This window comes from Comamonas sp. FG99 (genome assembly GCF_057808605.1).
Genome location: NZ_JBMDII010000003.1, coordinates 167,823 through 185,126 on the forward strand (window position 1 = coordinate 167,823; position 17,304 = coordinate 185,126).

The 17,304-nt window shown below is 71.1% G+C and carries 13 protein-coding genes; 9 read left to right on the top strand and 4 right to left on the bottom strand.

The genetic code is table 11. From position 1 onward, the window contains the following. Window position 1: 1 nt before the first annotated feature. The 6 genes from ACODRX_RS03540 to ACODRX_RS03565 all read left to right on the top strand — a co-directional run bounded on the left by ACODRX_RS03540 (window position 2) and on the right by ACODRX_RS03565 (window position 8,011). On the top strand, window positions 2-1,153 hold the full coding sequence (locus ACODRX_RS03540; protein ID WP_488869662.1) for an alpha-hydroxy acid oxidase: 1,152 nt from the start codon (window positions 2-4) through the stop codon (window positions 1,151-1,153). A 95-nt stretch (window positions 1,154-1,248) separates the two neighbouring features. Next, window positions 1,249-3,501, top strand: a complete 2,253-nt coding sequence (recG, locus tag ACODRX_RS03545) for an ATP-dependent DNA helicase RecG (RefSeq protein WP_488869663.1) — start codon at window positions 1,249-1,251, stop codon at window positions 3,499-3,501. A gap of 145 nt (window positions 3,502-3,646) precedes the next feature. Next, window positions 3,647-4,615 carry a LysR substrate-binding domain-containing protein gene (locus ACODRX_RS03550; RefSeq protein WP_488869664.1) on the top strand — a complete coding sequence of 323 codons (969 nt, stop codon included), beginning with the start codon at window positions 3,647-3,649 and terminating at the stop codon, window positions 4,613-4,615. A gap of 140 nt (window positions 4,616-4,755) precedes the next feature. Continuing rightward, entirely contained in the window at window positions 4,756-5,304 is a 549-nt protein-coding gene (locus ACODRX_RS03555) for a Dps family protein (RefSeq protein WP_488869665.1), read from the top strand. A 140-nt stretch (window positions 5,305-5,444) separates the two neighbouring features. Then, on the top strand, window positions 5,445-6,833 hold the full coding sequence (locus ACODRX_RS03560) for a DUF1800 domain-containing protein (protein WP_488869666.1): 1,389 nt from the start codon (window positions 5,445-5,447) through the stop codon (window positions 6,831-6,833). A 2-nt stretch (window positions 6,834-6,835) separates the two neighbouring features. Then, the gene (locus tag ACODRX_RS03565) at window positions 6,836-8,011 is read left to right on the top strand and encodes a DUF1501 domain-containing protein (RefSeq protein ID WP_488869667.1); all 1,176 of its coding nucleotides are present in this window, start codon (window positions 6,836-6,838) and stop codon (window positions 8,009-8,011) included. On the opposite strand, the gene ACODRX_RS03570 is transcribed toward ACODRX_RS03565, so the two are convergent. From ACODRX_RS03570 to ACODRX_RS03585, 4 genes are all read right to left on the bottom strand, one after another. Then, entirely contained in the window at window positions 8,012-8,350 is a 339-nt protein-coding gene (locus ACODRX_RS03570; protein ID WP_488869668.1) for a DUF4148 domain-containing protein, read from the bottom strand. It lies immediately after the preceding gene. Window positions 8,351-8,475: 125 nt separating this feature from the next. Further along, window positions 8,476-11,616 carry an efflux RND transporter permease subunit gene (locus tag ACODRX_RS03575; RefSeq protein WP_488869669.1) on the bottom strand — a complete coding sequence of 1,047 codons (3,141 nt, stop codon included), beginning with the start codon at window positions 11,614-11,616 and terminating at the stop codon, window positions 8,476-8,478. Window positions 11,617-11,639: 23 nt separating this feature from the next. Then, the gene (locus ACODRX_RS03580) at window positions 11,640-12,911 is read right to left on the bottom strand and encodes an efflux RND transporter periplasmic adaptor subunit (RefSeq protein ID WP_488869670.1); all 1,272 of its coding nucleotides are present in this window, start codon (window positions 12,909-12,911) and stop codon (window positions 11,640-11,642) included. Further along, complete coding sequence (locus ACODRX_RS03585; RefSeq protein ID WP_488869671.1) at window positions 12,908-14,197, bottom strand: TolC family protein; 1,290 nt, start codon at window positions 14,195-14,197, stop codon at window positions 12,908-12,910. The genes ACODRX_RS03580 and ACODRX_RS03585 overlap by 4 nt, the downstream gene beginning before the upstream one ends. A gap of 129 nt (window positions 14,198-14,326) precedes the next feature. Between ACODRX_RS03585 and ACODRX_RS03590 the strand changes: the two genes are divergently transcribed. Genes ACODRX_RS03590 through ubiA form a run of 3 tightly spaced genes read left to right on the top strand, consistent with a single transcriptional unit; the run spans window position 14,327 to window position 17,298 of the window. Continuing rightward, the gene (locus ACODRX_RS03590) at window positions 14,327-15,013 is read left to right on the top strand and encodes a heavy metal response regulator transcription factor (protein ID WP_488869672.1); all 687 of its coding nucleotides are present in this window, start codon (window positions 14,327-14,329) and stop codon (window positions 15,011-15,013) included. Further along, the gene (locus tag ACODRX_RS03595) at window positions 15,010-16,365 is read left to right on the top strand and encodes a heavy metal sensor histidine kinase (protein ID WP_488869673.1); all 1,356 of its coding nucleotides are present in this window, start codon (window positions 15,010-15,012) and stop codon (window positions 16,363-16,365) included. The genes ACODRX_RS03590 and ACODRX_RS03595 overlap by 4 nt, the downstream gene beginning before the upstream one ends. Window positions 16,366-16,404: 39 nt before the next feature. Beyond that, window positions 16,405-17,298, top strand: coding sequence for a 4-hydroxybenzoate octaprenyltransferase (ubiA, locus tag ACODRX_RS03600; RefSeq protein WP_488869674.1), 894 nt, complete (start codon window positions 16,405-16,407; stop codon window positions 17,296-17,298). Window positions 17,299-17,304 lie beyond the last annotated feature (6 nt).

The following is a 17,304-nucleotide window of genomic DNA, read 5'->3' on the forward strand; positions in this document are numbered from 1 at the left end:
CATGAGCGCCGCCGTCAACGCACTGAACGCGCTGGGCCAGCCCGTGCTGGCGCCCCATGCGCGCATCCCGGCCGACATCGCGAGCTGCGCCGACTACGAGCGCCATGCGGTCCGGCATGTCGAGGCGCAGGCCTGGCGCCACATTCAGGGCGGCAGCGACCAGGGCCTGGCGCTGGCGCACAACCGCGCCGCGCTCGAGCGCTTGCGCCTGCTGCCCCAGCCGCTGGCCGAGCTGCGCGGCGGGCATACCCGGCTGCGGCTGCTCGGGCAGGAGCTGGCCCACCCGCTGCTGGTCGCGCCGCTGGCCTACCAGCGGCTGGTACACCCCGAGGGCGAACTCGCCAGCGTGCGCGCCGCGATGGCGCTGCGCGCCGGCTACATCGCCAGCACGCTGTCCAGCCATACGCTCGAAGAGATCGCGCAGGCGGCGCAGGCGGCGGTGCGCGAGCTCGGCCATGGCGCGCCGCTGTGGTTCCAGCTCTACAGCCAGGGCGAGCGCGAACACACGCTGGAGCTGGTGCGCCGCGCCGAGGCGGCCGGCTACCAGGCCATCGTCTGGACGGTGGATGCCGCCATCAAGCGCTCCGGCATCGTGCTGCCGCCCGGCGTGCAGGCGGCCAACCTGCGCGGCCGGCCGGGGCTGCGCCACACCACGCAGGCCGGGCAGGGCGGCATCGTGCTCGGCACGCCGCTGGCCGATGCCGCGCCCAGCCTGGCCGAGCTGCAATGGCTGCGCGGCGAAACCCGGCTGCCGCTGATCGTCAAGGGCATACTCGCGCCCGCGCAGGCAGCCGCCGCGGTGGCGCATGGTGCGGATGCCATCGTCGTCTCCAACCATGGCGGCCGGGTGCTGGACGGCGTGCCCGCGCCCATCGAGGTGCTGCCCGCGGTGCGCGCCGCAGTGCCCGCCACGCCGCTGCTGCTCGACAGCGGCATCCGCTGGGGCACCGATGCCGCCAAGGCCATGGCGCTGGGCGCCAGCGCGGTGCTCATCGGCCGGCCCGTGCTGCATGCGCTGGCCGTGGGCGGACTGGTCGGCGTGGCCCATGTGCTGCACCTGCTGCGCGCCGAGCTGGAGCTGACGCTGGCTCAGCTGGGCTGCGCGCGGCTGGAGCAGCTCTCGCCCGCGCTGCTGTGGCAGGGCCGCGGCTGACGGGATAAATGGGGAACTGTTTTTTTAGACAGTGCCCACGAACCATGGTAGCCTTGGCGCGGCGCTTTTGCCCCTGATGTTTGCCGATTGCCGCAGTGCCCGATCCATCCCATGCCACCGACGCCAAGGCCACGCGCAAGCGGGCGGCGGCTGGTGCCCCGCCAGCCAAGGCCGCCGCCAAGAACCCGGCGCAGCAGGCCCTTGCCAAGCTCGGCCTGAGCCGCGACATCGACCTGGCGCTGCACCTGCCGCTGCGCTACGAGGACGAGACCCGCATCGTGCCGATCGCCAGCGCGCGCGAGGGCAGCGTGGCGCAGATCGAGGCCACGGTCATCGCCTGCGAGGTGCAGCTGCGCCCGCGCCGCCAGCTGGTGGTGCAGGTGGAGGATGCCAGCGGCAGCTGCGAGCTGCGCTTCTTCAGCTTCTACCCCTCGCACCAGAAGGCGCTGGCGGTGGGCAATACCCTGCGCATCCGCGGCGAGGTCAAGGGCGGCTTCTGGGGCCGGCAGATGGTGCACCCGGCGTTCCGCCAGGCGGGCGGCGAGCTGCCGCAGTCGCTCACGCCGGTCTACCCCACGGTGGCCGGGCTGCCGCAGCCCTATCTGCGGCGGGCGGTCGTGGGCGGCCTCACGCGGGCCGAGCTGTCGGAGACGCTGCCGCCCGGCGTAGAGCCGCCCTACACCCGCTACTGGGGCCAGAATGCATCGCAGGCCGTGTACAGCCTGCGCGAGGCGCTCACTTTCCTGCACCACCCCACGCCCGACGTGGCGTTGGCCAGCCTGGAAGACCACAGCCATCCGGCCTGGCAGCGCCTGAAGGCCGAGGAGCTGCTGGCGCAGCAGCTGTCGCAGCTGCAAGCCAAGCGTGCGCGCGACCGGCTGCGCGCGCCGCAGCTGGCGGCGCAGCGCTCCCGGGACGGCGGGCTGAGCCTGCACGAGCAGTTCCTGGCCGCGCTGCCGTTCGCGCTCACCGGCGCGCAGCGCCGCGTGTGCGAGGAGATCGCCCGCGACCTGGCGCGCGCCGTGCCCATGCACCGGCTGCTGCAGGGCGACGTGGGCTCGGGCAAGACCATCGTGGCCGCGCTGTCGGCCATGATCGCCATCGATGCCGGCTGGCAATGCGCGCTGATGGCGCCCACCGAAATCCTGGCCGAGCAGCACTTCGCCAAGCTGGTCGGCTGGCTGGCGCCCATCCTGGCGCAGCGCGGCCTGCAGGTGGCCTGGCTGGCCGGCGCGCAGAAGAAGAAGGAGCGCGCCGCCATGCTGGCCCTGGTGGAGAGTGGCGAGGCCGCGCTGGTGGTGGGCACGCACGCGGTGATCCAGGAGCAGGTGCGCTTTGCGCGCCTGGGGCTGGCGGTGATCGACGAGCAGCACCGCTTCGGCGTGGAGCAGCGGCTGGCGCTGCGGCAAAAGCTGGCTGTACGGCCAGGGGCATCGGAGCAGGATGAGCAACGCAGCGGGCCACCCGGGGCTGTGGATGGACGCGGCGCGATATCCTGCTCCGATCCCCCTTGGGAGCCGCATTTGCTGATGATGAGCGCCACGCCCATCCCGCGCACGTTGGCGATGAGCTACTACGCCGACCTGGATGTCTCCACCATCGACGAGCTGCCGCCCGGCCGCACGCCGGTGGTCACCAAGCTGATCGCCGACAGCCGCAAGGACGAGGTGATAGAGCGCATTGCCGCGCAGGTGGCGGCCGGGCGCCAGGTGTACTGGGTGTGCCCGCTGATCGAGGAGAGCGAGGCGCTCGACCTGTCGAACGCCACCGCCACCCATGCCGACCTGAGCGAGGCGCTGCCCGGCGTCATGGTGGGGCTGCTGCATTCGCGCATGCCCACGGCCGAGAAGAAGGCGGTGATGGAGCTGTTCACCAGCGGCGCCATGGGCGTGCTGGTGTCCACCACGGTGATCGAGGTGGGCGTGGACGTGCCCAACGCCTCGCTGATGGTGATCGAGCATGCCGAGCGCTTCGGCCTGTCGCAGCTGCACCAGCTGCGCGGGCGGGTGGGGCGCGGCGCGGCCGCCTCGGCCTGCGTGCTGCTGTACTCGGTGGGCGACAGCGGCCGCCTGGGCGAGACGGCCAAGGAGCGCCTCAAGGCCATGGCGGAGACCGCCGACGGCTTCGAGATCGCGCGCCGCGACCTCGACATCCGCGGGCCGGGCGAATTCCTCGGCGCGCGCCAGTCGGGCGCGCCGCTGCTGCGCTTTGCCGACCTGGAGCGCGACGTGCAGCTGCTGGACTGGGCGCGCGAGCTGGCGCCGCAGATGCTGGACCGCTGGCCCGAGCTGGCGCGCCAGCACGTGTCGCGCTGGTTGGGCGGCAAGGCGGAGTATCTCAAGGCCTGAATCCGGGCATTGCGCTATCGAATACCAGCGAACATGTGAAAAAAATCATCGATCGCGCATTGGCATATTAGAAAAATGCATGATGGTATGCCTTAAATTGCGAACGCCTATTGCACAATAGGCGGCGACTTCGCGAGACCTCCACATGACACTGACCGAACTGAAATACATCGTTGCCGTGGCCCGGGAAAAGCATTTCGGCCGCGCGGCGGATTCTTGCTATGTTTCGCAGCCGACGCTGTCGGTGGCCATCAAGAAGCTTGAAGACGAGCTCGAGGTCAAGCTGTTCGAGCGCAGCGCATCGGAAGTATCGGTCACCACGCTGGGCGAGCAGATCGTGCGCCAGGCGCAGATCGTGCTGGACCAGGCCGCCTCCATCCGCGAGATCGCCAAGCGCGGCAAGGACCCGCTGGCCGGCGTGCTCACGCTGGGCGTCATCTACACCATCGGCCCCTACCTGCTGCCCGAGCTGGTGCGCCAGTCCATCGAGCGCACGCCGCAGATGCCGCTGATGATCCAGGAGAACATGACCGCCAAGCTGCTGGAGATGCTGCGCACCGGCGAGATCGACTGCGCCATCGTGGCCGAGCCCTTTCCCGACACCGGCCTGGCCATGGCGCCGCTGTACGACGAGCCCTTCTACGCCGCGGTGCCCAGCACCCATGCGCTGGCCACCCGCGAGAGCCTGTCGTCCAACGAACTGAAGAACGAAACCATGCTGCTGCTGGGCACGGGCCACTGCTTTCGCGACCATGTGCTCGAAGTCTGCCCCGAGTTCGCGCGCTACTCCAGCAACACCGAGGGCATCCGCCGCACCTTCGAAGGCTCGTCGCTGGAGACCATCAAGCACATGGTGGCCGCCGGCATGGGCGTGACCCTGGTGCCGCGCCTGTCGGTGCCCAAGGATGCGCTGGAAAAGGGCCTGCGCCGCCGCAAGTCCGACGAGACCCACATCCGCTTCATCCCGCTGGTGGAAGAGGGCCGCACCGAGGCGCCCAAGCGCCGCGTGGTGCTGGTGTGGCGTCGCAGCTTCACCCGCTACGAGGCGATCGCCGCGCTGCGCAATGCCATCTACGCCTGCAACCTGCCGGGCGTGACCATGCTCACTGGCTGAGCGGCTACCCGGCACACCTTGTCCAAGCCCCGGATGCGATGCGCCCCGGGGCTTTGCCATTTGTCATATTTGCCCAGCCCTTGGCTGGCATACTGTGACAAGCGTATTTCAGCAACCATTTCGATCCCGGAGGTGCACATATGGCGCAAGACAAGAAATCGCAATCCAAGGCATTCGAGTTCCCCAAGGCGGGCAAGCTGGGGGCGGCCGCGGCGCCGTCCATCAACATCGGCATCAGCGACAAGGACCGCGCCGCCATCGCCAAGGGCCTGGCGCGCCTGCTGGCCGACACCTACACCCTGTACCTGACCACGCACAACTTCCACTGGAACGTCACCGGCCCGATGTTCAACACGCTGCACACCATGTTCATGGGGCAGTACACCGAGCTGTGGAACGCGGTCGACCCGGTGGCCGAGCGCATCCGCTCGCTGGGCCACAGGGCGCCGGGCTCGTATGCCGAATTCGGCAAGCTCACCAGCCTGCCCGATGCGCCCAGCGACTCGCCCAAGGCGCTGGCCATGGTGCGCATCCTGGTCGACGGCCACGAGGCGGTGGCGCGCACCGCGCGCGAGCTGTTCCCGCTGGCCGACAAGGCCGGCGACGAGCCCACCGCCGACCTGCTCACCCAGCGCCTCACGGTGCATGAGCAAACCGCCTGGATGCTGCGCTCCTTGCTTGAAGAGTGATAGCGTAGAGGGCTTGCTGCACAAGGGCTTCGGCCCTTTTTCTTTTTATTGTGCAGGTTTGCGCCGCATTCACATGCGGACACAGTGGCGCACCGCGGCCGGCCTAGAGTGGAGCTCCCATCCCAGGAGTGACTGCAAGCATGCTGGCCGATACCTCCCGCCCCGATGCCGCCGCGGCCGCGCTGAACCGCTTCGGGCTCGGTGCGCGCGCCGACCAGGCGCCGCCCGAGCACCCGCGGCGCTGGCTGCTGCAGCAGCTGGATCGGCTGCCGCAGGCCGCCGCTGCGCGGGCGCCGCAGTTCGGCACCGAGGCGCTGGCGCAGGCATTGCTCGCGCAGCAGCGCCTGCTGCGCGACACCCCGGATCCGGCCGAGAAGATGGCCCAGCGCCAGGCGCTCAACCAGCAGGCCCGCGCCGCCTACCGGCAGGACGTGGCCGCGCGCACCGACAGCGCGCTGGCCAGCACCACGCCATGGACCGAGCACTGGGTGCATTTCTGGTCCAACCATTTCGCGCTGTCCTGCGAAAAGCCCGAGGTGCGCATGCTGGCCGGCGCGTTCGAGGACGAGGCCATCCGCCCGCATGTGCTGGGCCGCTTCGAGGACATGCTGCTGGCGGTGCAGACCCATGGCGCCATGCTGAACTACCTGGACGCAGCCTCGTCCGTCGGGCCCAACAGCCCGGCCATGCGCAAGAATCCCAGGCCGCGCGGCCTCAATGAAAACCTGGCGCGCGAGATCATGGAGCTGCACACCCTGGGCGTGCGCAGCGGTTACTCGCAGGCCGACGTGACCGAGCTGGCGCGCGCGCTGACCGGCTGGGGCGTGCCGGGCATCAGCCCGGGCAAGGGCGAGCTGGCGCTGGGCCTGGGCGCGGTCTACCGCCCCCAGCTGCACGAGCCCGGCGAACGCACGGTGTTGGGGCGCCGCTATGCCGGCACCGGCCTGGACCAGGCCCGGCAGATACTGCACGACCTGTCCACCGCGCCGGCCACCGCGCAGCATGTCAGCACCAAGATCGCGCGCCACTTCGTGGCCGACGAGCCGCCGCCCGCGCTGGTCGAGCGGCTGACCGGCGTGTGGCTGCGCAGCCGGGGCGACCTGCCCACGGTCTACCAGGCGCTGGTGGAGCACGATGCCAGCTGGAGCCCGCAGGCGCGCAAGTTCAAGACGCCATGGGAATGGCTGGTGTCCTCGGGCCGGGCGCTGGGCTGGCGGCAATGGCTGGACAAGCCGCCCGCCGACCAGCTGCTGAACCAGCTGGGCCAGCCCCTGTGGCAACCCGGCTCGCCGGCCGGCTACGACGATATCGCGGCCTCGTGGGCCGCGCCGGATGCGCTGCTGCGCCGCGCCGAGGTGGCCCAGCAGCTCGCCGCCCGCACCCGGGCCGGCGTGGACGCGCGGCGCAGCGCCGCGCTGGTGCTGCCCGGCAGCCTGGGCGAGGCCACGGCGCAGGCCATCGCGCGCGCCGAAAGCCCGGCCCAGGCGCTGGCCCTGATGCTTGTTTCACCTGAATTCCTGCGGAGGTAGCCATGGGCGCTGCATCTTCCTTTCCCTGGACCCGGCGCCGCTGGCTGCAAGGCCTGGGCCTGGCGGCCACGGCCGCGCTGGCGCCGGCCGTCAGCTTCGCGGCCGCGGCCACCGAGCGGCGCTTCGTCTTCGTCATCCAGCGCGGCGCGGCCGACGGGCTGCACACTGTGGTGCCCTATGGCGACCCGGCCTACGCCGGGCTGCGCCGCGACATCGCGGTCGATGGCGCCGCCGCGCTCAAGCTCGACGGCATGTTCGCGCTGCATCCGGCGCTGGCGCAGCTGCATGGCATGTTCCAGCAGCAGCAGGCGCTGTTCGTGCACGCGGTGGCCTCGCCCTACCATGGCAACCGCTCGCACTTCGATGCGCAGAACGTGCTCGAATCCGGCGGCACCGAGCCCTACCAGCTCAAGGACGGCTGGCTGAACCGGCTGGCCGCGCTGCTGCCCAAGGGCCTGCCCGATTCGCTGGCGCTCGCGCCCACGGTGCCGCTGGCGTTGCGCGGCGCGGTGCCGGTGGCCTCGTATGCGCCCTCGGGGCTGCGCCAGCCAGCGGACGACCTGCTGGCGCGCATCGGCCAGATGTACGAGGGCGATGCGCAGCTGCATGCGCTGTGGACCAGCGCCGGCGAGACCCGCGACATGGCGGGCAAGAGCCGCCGCCAGGACCCGGCCAGCATGGGCCAGCTCGCGGCCGGCTTTCTGCGCCGCGCCGACGGCCCGCGCATCGCCATGCTGGAGACCAATGGCTGGGACACGCATGCGGGCCAGGTGGGGCGCATGAATAGCCAGCTCAAGAACCTCGACACCTTGCTGGCCGCGCTGCGCGATGGCCTGGGGCCGCAGTGGCAGCGCACCACCGTGCTGGTCGCCACCGAGTTCGGCCGCACCGCGGCGGTCAACGGCACCGGCGGCACCGACCACGGCACGGGCGCGGTCGCCATGCTGGTGGGCGGGGCGGTGCGCGGCGGCCGCGTGCTGGCCGACTGGCCGGGCCTGCAGGCCAGGGATTTGCTGGAGGGCCGCGACCTGAAGCCGACCATGGCGCTGGATGCGGTGGTTGCCGCGGCCGCCGGCGAAAGCCTGGGGCTGGAGCCCGGCAAGGTGGCGCGCAGCCTGTTCCCCGCGATGCAGCGCAGCGCCCAGGGCTTGCCGCAAGGACTGGTGCACGCGGCCTGATCAGCCGCGCAGCAGCTCCAGCCGCTGGCGGCGCTGCTGCGCGGGCTCGCTGGCGTATTCGTTCGTCACCTGCTGCCGGCTCTTGCCGGCACCGGCTTGCGGCATCTGCGGCGGATAGGCGTTGCCGTTGAAGCGCGATGAGCCGCCCTGGCTGCGCAGCGCGGCCGCGGCCTCGGCGGCCACCTGCTCGCGGGTCTTGTCGCTCTTGAAGTGCTCGGGGTAGAGCTGCACGCCGCGCTCGTCGTTGCTGGGGTGCATGTAGCTGTCGGCCGCGGCCATGGCGGGGGCCAGCAGGGCGGCGCAGCCGAGAAGGGTGGCGAGAAGGGTATTGCGGGTCATGGAAAACTCCTGGATCGGTGGATGGATGCGGCTGGCGGGCAGGGCGCCGGGGCGCCCGCCGCAGCCTGGTATCCACTGTAGAAGTCCGCCCCCGACGCCACCCCCACCGCCCGGTGACAATGCGGTCATGCGGCGCCGTCGGCCGGCACGGCCTTGCGGTAGGCCAGCCAGTACAGCAGCGGCAGCACCAGCAGCGTGAGCATGGTGGACGAGAGGATGCCGCCGATCACCACCGTGGCCAGCGGCCGCTGCACCTCGGCGCCGGTGCCGGTGGCGATCGCCATCGGCACGAAGCCCAGCGAAGCCACCAGCGCGGTCATCAGCACCGGCCGCAGCCGCGCCAGCGCCCCTTCGGTCACCGCGTCGAGCACGCCGCGGCCCGCCTCGCGCAGCGCGCGGATGTGGGCGATCATCACCAGGCCGTTGAGCACCGCCACGCCCGACAGCGCGATGAAGCCGATGGCCGCCGAGATCGACAGCGGTATGCCGCGCAGCCACAGCGCCGCGATGCCCCCGGTGAGCGCGAACGGAATGCCGGTGAACACGATCAGCCCGTCGCGCACATTGCCGAACATCGCGAACAGCAGCACGAACACCATCAGCAGCGCCACCGGCACCACGATCTGCAGGCGCTGGCGGGCCGACTCCAGGTTCTCGAAACTGCCGCCCCAGCGCGTCCAGTAGCCGGGCGGCAGCCGCAGCGACTGCAGGCTTTGCTGCGCCTCGGCGACGAAGGAGCCGATGTCGCGCCCGCGTACGTTGGCGCTGACGACGATGCGGCGCTTGCCGTCCTCGCGGCTGACCTGGTTGGGGCCGGGCGCGATATCGAGCCGCGCCAGCGCCGACAGCGGCACGAAGCTGAGGCGGCCGTCCGGTCCGCGCGGCAGGGCCACCGGCAGCCGCGCGATGGCCTCCATGTCGGCGCGCAGCGCATCGGGCAGGCGCACCTGGATGTCGAAGCGCCGGTCGCCCTCGAACACCTTGCCGGCCTCGCGGCCGCCAAGCGCGGTAGCCAGCGTGTCCTGCACATCGCCCAGGTTCAGGCCGTGGCGCGAGGCTTTCTCGCGGTCGATCTGCACGGTGAGCATGGGCAGGCCGGTGGTCTGCTCCACCTTGACCTCGGAGGCGCCGGGGATCTTCTGCAGCAGGCCGGCAACGGTTTGCGCCGAGCTTTCGAGCACCTGCATGTCGTCGCCGAAGATCTTCACCGCCACGTCGCTGCGCACGCCCGAGATCAGCTCGTTGAAGCGCAGCTGTATCGGCTGCGAGAACTCGTAGTTGCTGCCCGGCAGCGCCTCCACCGCCTGCTGCACCGCGGCCAGCAGGTCTTCGCGCGGGCGGGCCGGGTCGGGCCAGTGCTCGCGGGCCTTGAGCATGATGTAGCCGTCCGAGATATTGGGCGGCATCGGGTCCGAGGCGATCTCGGCGGTGCCGGTGCGCGCGAACACGCGCTCGATCTCGGGAAACCCGCTCTTGAGCTTTTGCTCCAGCTGCATCTGCATGGCCAGCGACTGGCTGAGGCTGGTGCCCGGTATGCGCAGGGCCTGGATGGCGAAGTCGCCCTCGTTGAGATTGGGGGCGAACTCGCTGCCCAGGCGCGAGGCCAGCAGCAGGCTCAGCGCCACGGCCACGCCGGCGGCGGTGAGCACTACCGCCGGCGCGCGCATCACCCGCGCCAGCAGCGGCGCATAGGCGCGGCGCGCCCAGCCCATCAGCCGGTTTTCCTTCTCGGCCACCTTGCTGCCGATGAACAGGGCTATGGCCGCGGGAATGAAGGTGATGGACAGCAGCATCGCGCCGGCCAGCGCGAACACCACGGTCAGCGCCATGGGGTGGAACATCTTGCCCTCCACGCCGGTGAGCGCAAAGATCGGCAGGTACACCACCATGATGATCAGCTGGCCGAACAGCAGCGGCCGACGCGTCTCGCGGGCAGCGGCGAAGACCTCGTGCAGGCGCTCGCTGCGCGTGAGCGGCCGGCCCCTGGCGGCCTGCGCATGCGCCAGGCGCCGCACGCAGTTCTCGACGATCACCACCGCGCCGTCGATGATGATGCCGAAATCCAGCGCCCCGAGGCTCATCAGGTTGGCGCTCACGCGGTAGTGCACCATGCCGGTGAAGGTCAGCAGCATGGACAGCGGGATGATCAGCGCGGTGATGAGCGCCGCGCGCAGGTTGCCGAGAAAGAGGAACAGGATGGCCACCACCAGCGCCGCGCCTTCGACCAGGTTCTTCTTCACCGTGGCCACGGCCTTGTCCACCAGGGTGGTGCGGTCGTAGACGGTGACAGCCTTGACGCCCTCGGGCAGGCTGCGGTTGATCTGCTGCATGCGCGCATGCACCGCCTGCGAGACCTGGCGGCTGTTCTCGCCGACCAGCATGAATACCGTGCCCAGCACCACCTCGCGGCCGTTGTCGGTGGCGGCGCCAGTGCGCAGCTCGCGGCCCAGGCCCACCTCGGCCAGGTCGCGGATGCGCACTGGCTGGCCCTGGGCGCTGCCGACGATGACCTCGCGGATGTCGGCGCTGCCGCGCACCTGGCCGGGCGCGCGGATCAGGTACTGCTCGCCCTGGCGCTCGATGTAGCCCGCGCCCACGTTGGCGTTGTTGCGCTCCAGCGCGGCGACGATATCGGCCAGCGTGAAGCCGTAGGCGGCCAGTCGCGCGGGCTGGGGCGCCACCAGGTATTCCTTGGCATAGCCGCCGATGGAGTTGATCTCGGCCACGCCGGGCAGGTTGCGCAGTTGCGGCTTGATGATCCAGTCCTGGATCTCGCGCAGGTCCATGGGCGTGTAGGGCGAGCCGTCGGGCTTCTTCGCGCCTTCCTCGGCCTCCACCGTCCACAGGTAGATCTCGCCCAGGCCGGTGGAGATCGGGCCCATCGACGGCGCCACGCCCGCGGGCAGCGCGGCGCGCGCCTGCTGGATGCGCTCGCCCACCAGCTGGCGCGCGAAGTAGATGTCGGTGCCGTCCTCGAACACCACGGTCACCTGCGACAGCCCGTAGCGCGACAGCGAGCGGGTCTGCTGCAGGTGGGGCAGGCCGGCCATCGCGGTCTCGATCGGGTAGGTGACGCGCTGCTCGGTCTCCAGCGGCGAATAGCCGGCGGCATGGGTGTTGATCTGCACCTGCACATTGGTGATGTCGGGCACTGCGTCGATGGCCAGGCGCTGGTAGTTGTACAGGCCCAGGCCCGCCAGCCCGAGCACCGCGACGAGAACCAGCCAGCGCTGCTCGATGGCGAAGCGGATGATGCGTTCAAACATGGCTTGCTCCGTTGGTGCGCGCATCAATGCGCATGCTCGGCGCTGGCCTTGCCCAGCTCGGCCTTGAGCATGAAGCTGCCTTCGCCCACATAGCGCTGGCCGGGCGCGAGGCCTTGCAGCACCTCGGTGGCCGTGGCGTCGGCGCGGCCCAGGCGTACCGGCTGGGCGCGAAAGCCGCCGTCCACCGGCACGAAGACCACGCTTTGCTGCTGGTCCAGCTTCTGGATGGCCTGGGTGGCCACCGCCAGCGGCACCTGTTGCGACGAGGCGGTGAGCTCCACATTGACGAAGAGGCCGGGCCGCCACAGGCCGGCGGGGTTGGGCAGGGTGATGCGCGCCGGCGCGGTGCGCGTGTCCTGCCCGATCAGCGCGCCCACGTAGGCCACCGTGCCGCTGGCCGAGGAGTCGAAGGCGATCGCGCTGACGCTGGCCTGCTCGCCCACGCGCACGGCGGGCAGGTCGCCGGCGCTCACGCGCATCTCGGCCCAGACGCTGCGCAGGTCGGAGATGGTGAACACGGCCGTGGCTTCCTGCACCGCCTCGCCGATGGCCAGGTGCTTTTCCACCACCACGCCGTCGAAGGGCGCGCGCAGCTCGAAGCGGTTGAGCTGGCCGCCGCCCAGGCCGGCGCCAGTGGCGGCCAGCTTCTGCTGCGCGTTGGAGACCGCGATCTCCGCCTCGCGCAGCGCCTGCTCGGCCTGCAGGTAGTCCTGCCGGGCCGAGACCTTTTCTTCCCACAGCTGCTTTTCGCGCGCATGCGTGTCGCGGGCCAGCGCCAGGCGCTTTTGCGCGGCCAGCAGCTCGCTGCGCTGCTCGGATACGGCGGCGCTGCTGAGCACCGCCAGCAGCTGGCCCTTCTTCACCGCCTGGCCCAGGTCGGCGGCCACGCTCTCGGCCACGCCGGCCACGCGCGGCACCACATGGGCGGTACGGTCTTCGTTGAGGCGGATCTCGCCGGGCAGCTGCAGCGTGCTGCGCACGGTGGCGGGGCCGGCCTCGGCCAGCTTCAGGCCGGCGGCCTGCATGCGCGCCGCGTCCATGGCGATCAGGCCTGCGTGCTCGTCGTGTTCTGCGGACTCATTGTCGGGCGCGGCGGGCGGCTCCTTGGCCGCCTGGCCGTGGTGTTCTTCGTCGGCATGCCCGGCCGCTTCGGCGTGCCCGTGGCCGGCTTGCGGCGCGGCCGCGCCGCCCGCACCCGGGCGCAGGATCAGCATGGCGGCCAGCGCGCCGGCGGCCAGGATGGCGGCCACGGCGATGGCGGTGCGGCGGCTGGAGGGAGGTGGTGTGGTGTTCATGGTGCGGGGGAAAGAGGGGGCTGGCCGGAGCCGAGCAGGCGGTCGATACTGGCGGCGGCGCGGTGCGTGGCCAGCAGCTGGTTCAGGTACTGGCTGCGGGCCTCGGACCAGGTGCGCTGGGCATCGAGCACGTCGAGGTAGCCGAACTTGCCCAGCGCAAAGCCCTTGGCGGCGACTTCGTAGGCCGACTGCGCGGCCGGCAGCACCTGCCGGGAGAGCTGCTCGGCCTGCTCGCGGCTGGTCTGCAGTTGCTCGCGCGCTTCCTGCAGCTGCGCCTGCAGCACGGTGCGCACGGCCAGCAGTTCCTCTTCGGCCTGGTCGGCGCGGCGCAGGGCCTGCAGCTGGTTGCCGTAGTTGCTGTCGAACACCGGCAGCGGCACCGAGATGCCGAATACCACCTGGTTGCGGCCCACCTCCTGCGCGCGTTTGACACCCAGGCTCACGGTGGGGTCGGGCAGGCGTTTGGCGCGCTCCAGTTCGGCCGCGGCCCGGCTTTGCTCCAGCACCTGGCGGGCGCGCAGTACGGCGGGAGCCTGCTCCATCTGCTGCTGCAGCGTGGGGGCCTCGGGTACCGGTGGCAGCGCATCCATGGCACCTTCGGCATCGCCGAAGCCGGCGCTGGGCTCAGCGCCGCCGCCCCACAGCGCCTGCAACTGCTGGCGCGCCACGCGCAGGCCCGACTGGGCCTGCGACAGCTCCAGGCGCGCGCCGGATTCGGCGACGCTGGCCTTGGTTTCCTCCAGCGGCGCGCTCTTGCCGGCGGCCACGCGCCTGGCGGCAGCCGCGCGGGCGCTGGCGGCGATATCGAGGGTCTGGCGCGACAGCGCCACGCGCTGCTGCGCGGCCAGCAGGCCGAAGAAGGCGCTGCGCACCTCGGCCTGCAGCGCGGCCCGGGCGGCGGCCAGCTCGGCCCGGGCCAGGTCGCGGCCATGCTCGGCCACGCGCATGCGGGCCTCGCGCTTGCCGCCTATCTCGATCGGCTGGCTCCACTGCAGCGTGCTGGTGCGGCTGCTGCTGCGGGTGTCTTCCTGGGTATAGGAGAGTTCCGGATTCGGGCGCGCGCGGCTTTGCAGCAGGCCGCCTTCGCTGGCCGCCACTCCGTGCTGCGCCGCGCGCAGCGCGGGGCTATGCGCCAAGGCCAGGGCCTGGGCCTGCTCCAGCGACAGCGGCGGTGGCAATGGCGGTGGCAATGGCGGCGATGGGTCCGCGGGCTGCGCGGCGGCGCCCAGGGCCAGCAGCAGCGCGGCACCCAGCAGCCCGCAGCGCAGTGACGATGCATGGGACATGGAAAAAAACTCCCGGAATGGAGCGGGCACTCTAGGAAGCGGCGCGCGACGCGGCTCTGACCGGAAGATGACAAATTCGTCATCTGGCTGCACGCGGGCCGAGCGCTCGCATCGCGCACAATGCGGGCCATGAAGCTGCTGGTGATTGAAGACGAGGCCAAGCTGGCCGACTACCTGCGCAAGGGCCTGACGGAAGAGGGGTTCATCGTCGACGTTGCCCACGACGGCATCGACGGCCTGCACCTGGCGACCGAGCTGGCCTACGACCTGATCGTGCTCGACGGCATGCTGCCCGGCATCGACGGCCTGGCCGTGCTGGCGGCGCTGCGCCAGTCGCGCCAGACGCCGGTGTTGATGCTGACCGCGCGCGGCCAGGTGGAAGACCGGGTCAAGGGGCTGCAGGGCGGGGCCGACGACTATCTGGTCAAGCCCTTTGCGTTCTCGGAGCTGGTGGCCCGCATCCATGTGCTGCTGCGCCGCGGCGCGGCGGTGCAGTCCGCGCCCGAGGCCACGCTGCTGCGCCTGGCCGACCTCGAACTCGACCTGATCCGCCGCCGCGCCACGCGCGCCGGCCAGCGCCTGGAGCTGACGGCCAAGGAGTTCAACCTGCTGAGCCTGCTGCTGCGCCGCCAGGGCGAAGTGCTGTCGCGCACCGAGCTGGCCTCGCAGGTCTGGGACATGAACTTCGACAGCGAGACCAATGTGGTCGAGGTGGCGGTGCGGCGCCTGCGCCTCAAGCTCGACCAGCCCTTCTGCCAGCCGCTGCTGCACACGGTGCGCGGCATGGGCTACGTGCTGGAGTCGCGCGCGCCGTGATACCCGGCCAGGCTGGCGTTCCCCACCTGGGCCGGCGCCTGTCGCGCTGGCTGGCGCTGCAGACCATGCTGGGCCTGGGGCTGGTGTGCGTGGCGGTGTATGTGGTCATCGCGCTGACGCTGTCGCTGCGCCAGCAGGAGGCGCTGGCCCACAAGCAGCAGGCGGTGCAGCACCTGCTGGCCGAGGGGCGGGTGCTGCACGGCCCGCCGGATCTGGCGCATATGCTGGACGACTTCCTGACCGGCCACGACGAGCTGTCGCTGCGCATCTCCGATGCCCAGGGCGCGCCCATATATGAAAGCAGCCGCCGCCCGGCGGCCGGCGCGCGTGTGCTGCAGCAGCGCTTCGCGGTGTTGCTGCCAGGCTCGGCGCAGCCGGCCTGGGCCCAGCTGCTGCTGGACCGCAGCGACGACGATGCGCTGCTGCGCCACCTGGCCTGGACGCTGGGGCTGGCCGCGGTGATCGGCACGCTGCTGGTGTCGCTGGCCGGCATCTGGCTGGTGCAGCGGGGGCTGGCGCCGCTGCATTTGCTGGTGGAGCAGACGCGGCGCCTGTCGGCGCAGGACCTGCAGCGCCGGCTCGACGACACCGGCCAGCCGCAGGAGCTGCGCCCGCTGGTGGCGCAGTTCAATTCGCTGCTGGAGCGCCTGGCCGTGGCCTACCGCCAGATGGAGGCCTTCAACGCCGACGTGGCCCACGAGCTGAACACGCCGCTGGCCACGCTGATCAGCAGCAGCGAGCTGGCGCTGCGCAAGCCGCGCAGCGAGGCCGAGCTGCGCGAGGTGCTGGGCTCGAACCTGGAGGAGCTGCAGCGCATGGCGGGCATCGTGGCCGACATGCTCTTTCTCTCGAATGCCGACCGTGGCCAGGGCGCGCGCAGCGCGCGGGTGAATAGCCTGGCCGCGCTGGCGCACGAGGTGGCCGAGTTCCACGAGGCCGCGCTGCAGGAGGCCGGCGTGCAGGTGCGGGTGCGCGGCGATGCGGCCGCGATGGCCGATGCGCGCCTGCTGCGCCGGGCGCTGTCGAACCTGCTGGGCAATGCCACGCGCTATGCGGCGCCGGGCACCACCATCGCGATCGAGATCCGCGAGGACGCGGAGCGCTGCGAGGCCTGTGCGTCGCAGGTGGTGCTGGAAGTGGACAACCGGGGGCCGGGCATCGATGCCGAGCACCTGCCGCGCCTGTTCGACCGTTTCTACCGCGCAGATGCCGCGCGCCTGCAGGCCGATGGCAACCACGGCCTGGGCCTGGCGATCGTCGCGGCGATTGCGCGCCTGCATGGCGGGCGCTGCTTCGCGCGGTCGCACGATGGCGTGACGCGCATCGGCATGGAGCTGCCCAAAGGCCTTTGACCCGCGGCAGACAGGCTATGAGGCTATGCTTGCCGCACCATGGTCAGTCCTTCCTCTTCCCCTGCTTCCGTCTCGTTGTCCGAGCGCATTGCGCTGTATCTGAACCTCGTGCGCTGGGACCGCCCCGCGGGCTGGCTGGTGCTGGTGTGGCCCACGCTGGTGGCGCTGTGGGTGGCCGCGGATGGCTTTCCGGGCTGGCACCTGCTGGCCGTCTTCGTGCTGGGCACGGTGCTGATGCGCAGCAGCGGCTGCTGCATCAACGACATCGCCGACCGCAAGTACGACAAGCATGTCAAGCGCACCGCGCAGCGGCCGATCACCTCGGGCAAGGTCTCGGTCGCCGAGGCGGCGGTGCTGGGCGCAGTGCTGGCGCTGGTCTCGCTGGGCCTGGTGCTGACCACGCGCTGGGAGGCGGTGGCCTGGTCGGTGCCAGCGGTGCTGTTCACCATCCTCTACCCGTTCACCAAGCGCTTTTTCTCGATGCCGCAGGCCTTCCTGGGCATTGCCTTCAACTTCGGCGTCATCATCGCCTTTGCCGCAGTGCAGGGCCAGGTGCCGCTCACCGGCTGGCTGCTGTGGCTGGCCAATATGTGCATGGTGCTGGCCTACGACACCGAGTACGCGATGGTGGACCGCGATGACGACCTGAAGATCGGCATGCGCACCTCGGCCATCACGCTGGGGCGCTTCGACGTGGCGGGCATCATGCTGTTCTTCGCGCTGTGCTGGTGGCTGACCGCGTTTGCGCTGCGGCCCTCGGCGCTGGGCTGGCCGCTGTGGCTGGGCATGGGCGCTGCCGCGGCGCAGATGGCCTGGCACTACGGCCTGATCCGCGAGCGCACGCGCGAGGGGTGCTTCCGGGCTTTCAGCAAGAGCCACTGGATCGGCGCGGCGCTGTTCGCCGGCGTGGCGCTGGGCTTTGCGCTGAAGTGAGCGCCG

Bases quoted from the DNA above. Each gene is read 5' to 3' on its own strand.
- ACODRX_RS03540 (WP_488869662.1), top strand. From the start codon at position 2: ATGAGCGCCGCCGTCAACGCACTGAACGCGCTGGGCCAGCCCGTGCTG.
- ACODRX_RS03550 (WP_488869664.1), top strand. From the start codon at position 3,647: ATGACACTGACCGAACTGAAATACATCGTTGCCGTGGCCCGGGAAAAG.
- ACODRX_RS03555 (WP_488869665.1), top strand. From the start codon at position 4,756: ATGGCGCAAGACAAGAAATCGCAATCCAAGGCATTCGAGTTCCCCAAG.
- ACODRX_RS03560 (WP_488869666.1), top strand. From the start codon at position 5,445: ATGCTGGCCGATACCTCCCGCCCCGATGCCGCCGCGGCCGCGCTGAAC.
- ACODRX_RS03565 (WP_488869667.1), top strand. From the start codon at position 6,836: ATGGGCGCTGCATCTTCCTTTCCCTGGACCCGGCGCCGCTGGCTGCAA.
- ACODRX_RS03570 (WP_488869668.1), bottom strand. From the start codon at position 8,350: ATGACCCGCAATACCCTTCTCGCCACCCTTCTCGGCTGCGCCGCCCTG.
- ACODRX_RS03575 (WP_488869669.1), bottom strand. From the start codon at position 11,616: ATGTTTGAACGCATCATCCGCTTCGCCATCGAGCAGCGCTGGCTGGTT.
- ACODRX_RS03580 (WP_488869670.1), bottom strand. From the start codon at position 12,911: ATGAACACCACACCACCTCCCTCCAGCCGCCGCACCGCCATCGCCGTG.
- ACODRX_RS03585 (WP_488869671.1), bottom strand. From the start codon at position 14,197: ATGTCCCATGCATCGTCACTGCGCTGCGGGCTGCTGGGTGCCGCGCTG.
- ACODRX_RS03590 (WP_488869672.1), top strand. From the start codon at position 14,327: ATGAAGCTGCTGGTGATTGAAGACGAGGCCAAGCTGGCCGACTACCTG.
- ubiA (WP_488869674.1), top strand. From the start codon at position 16,405: ATGGTCAGTCCTTCCTCTTCCCCTGCTTCCGTCTCGTTGTCCGAGCGC.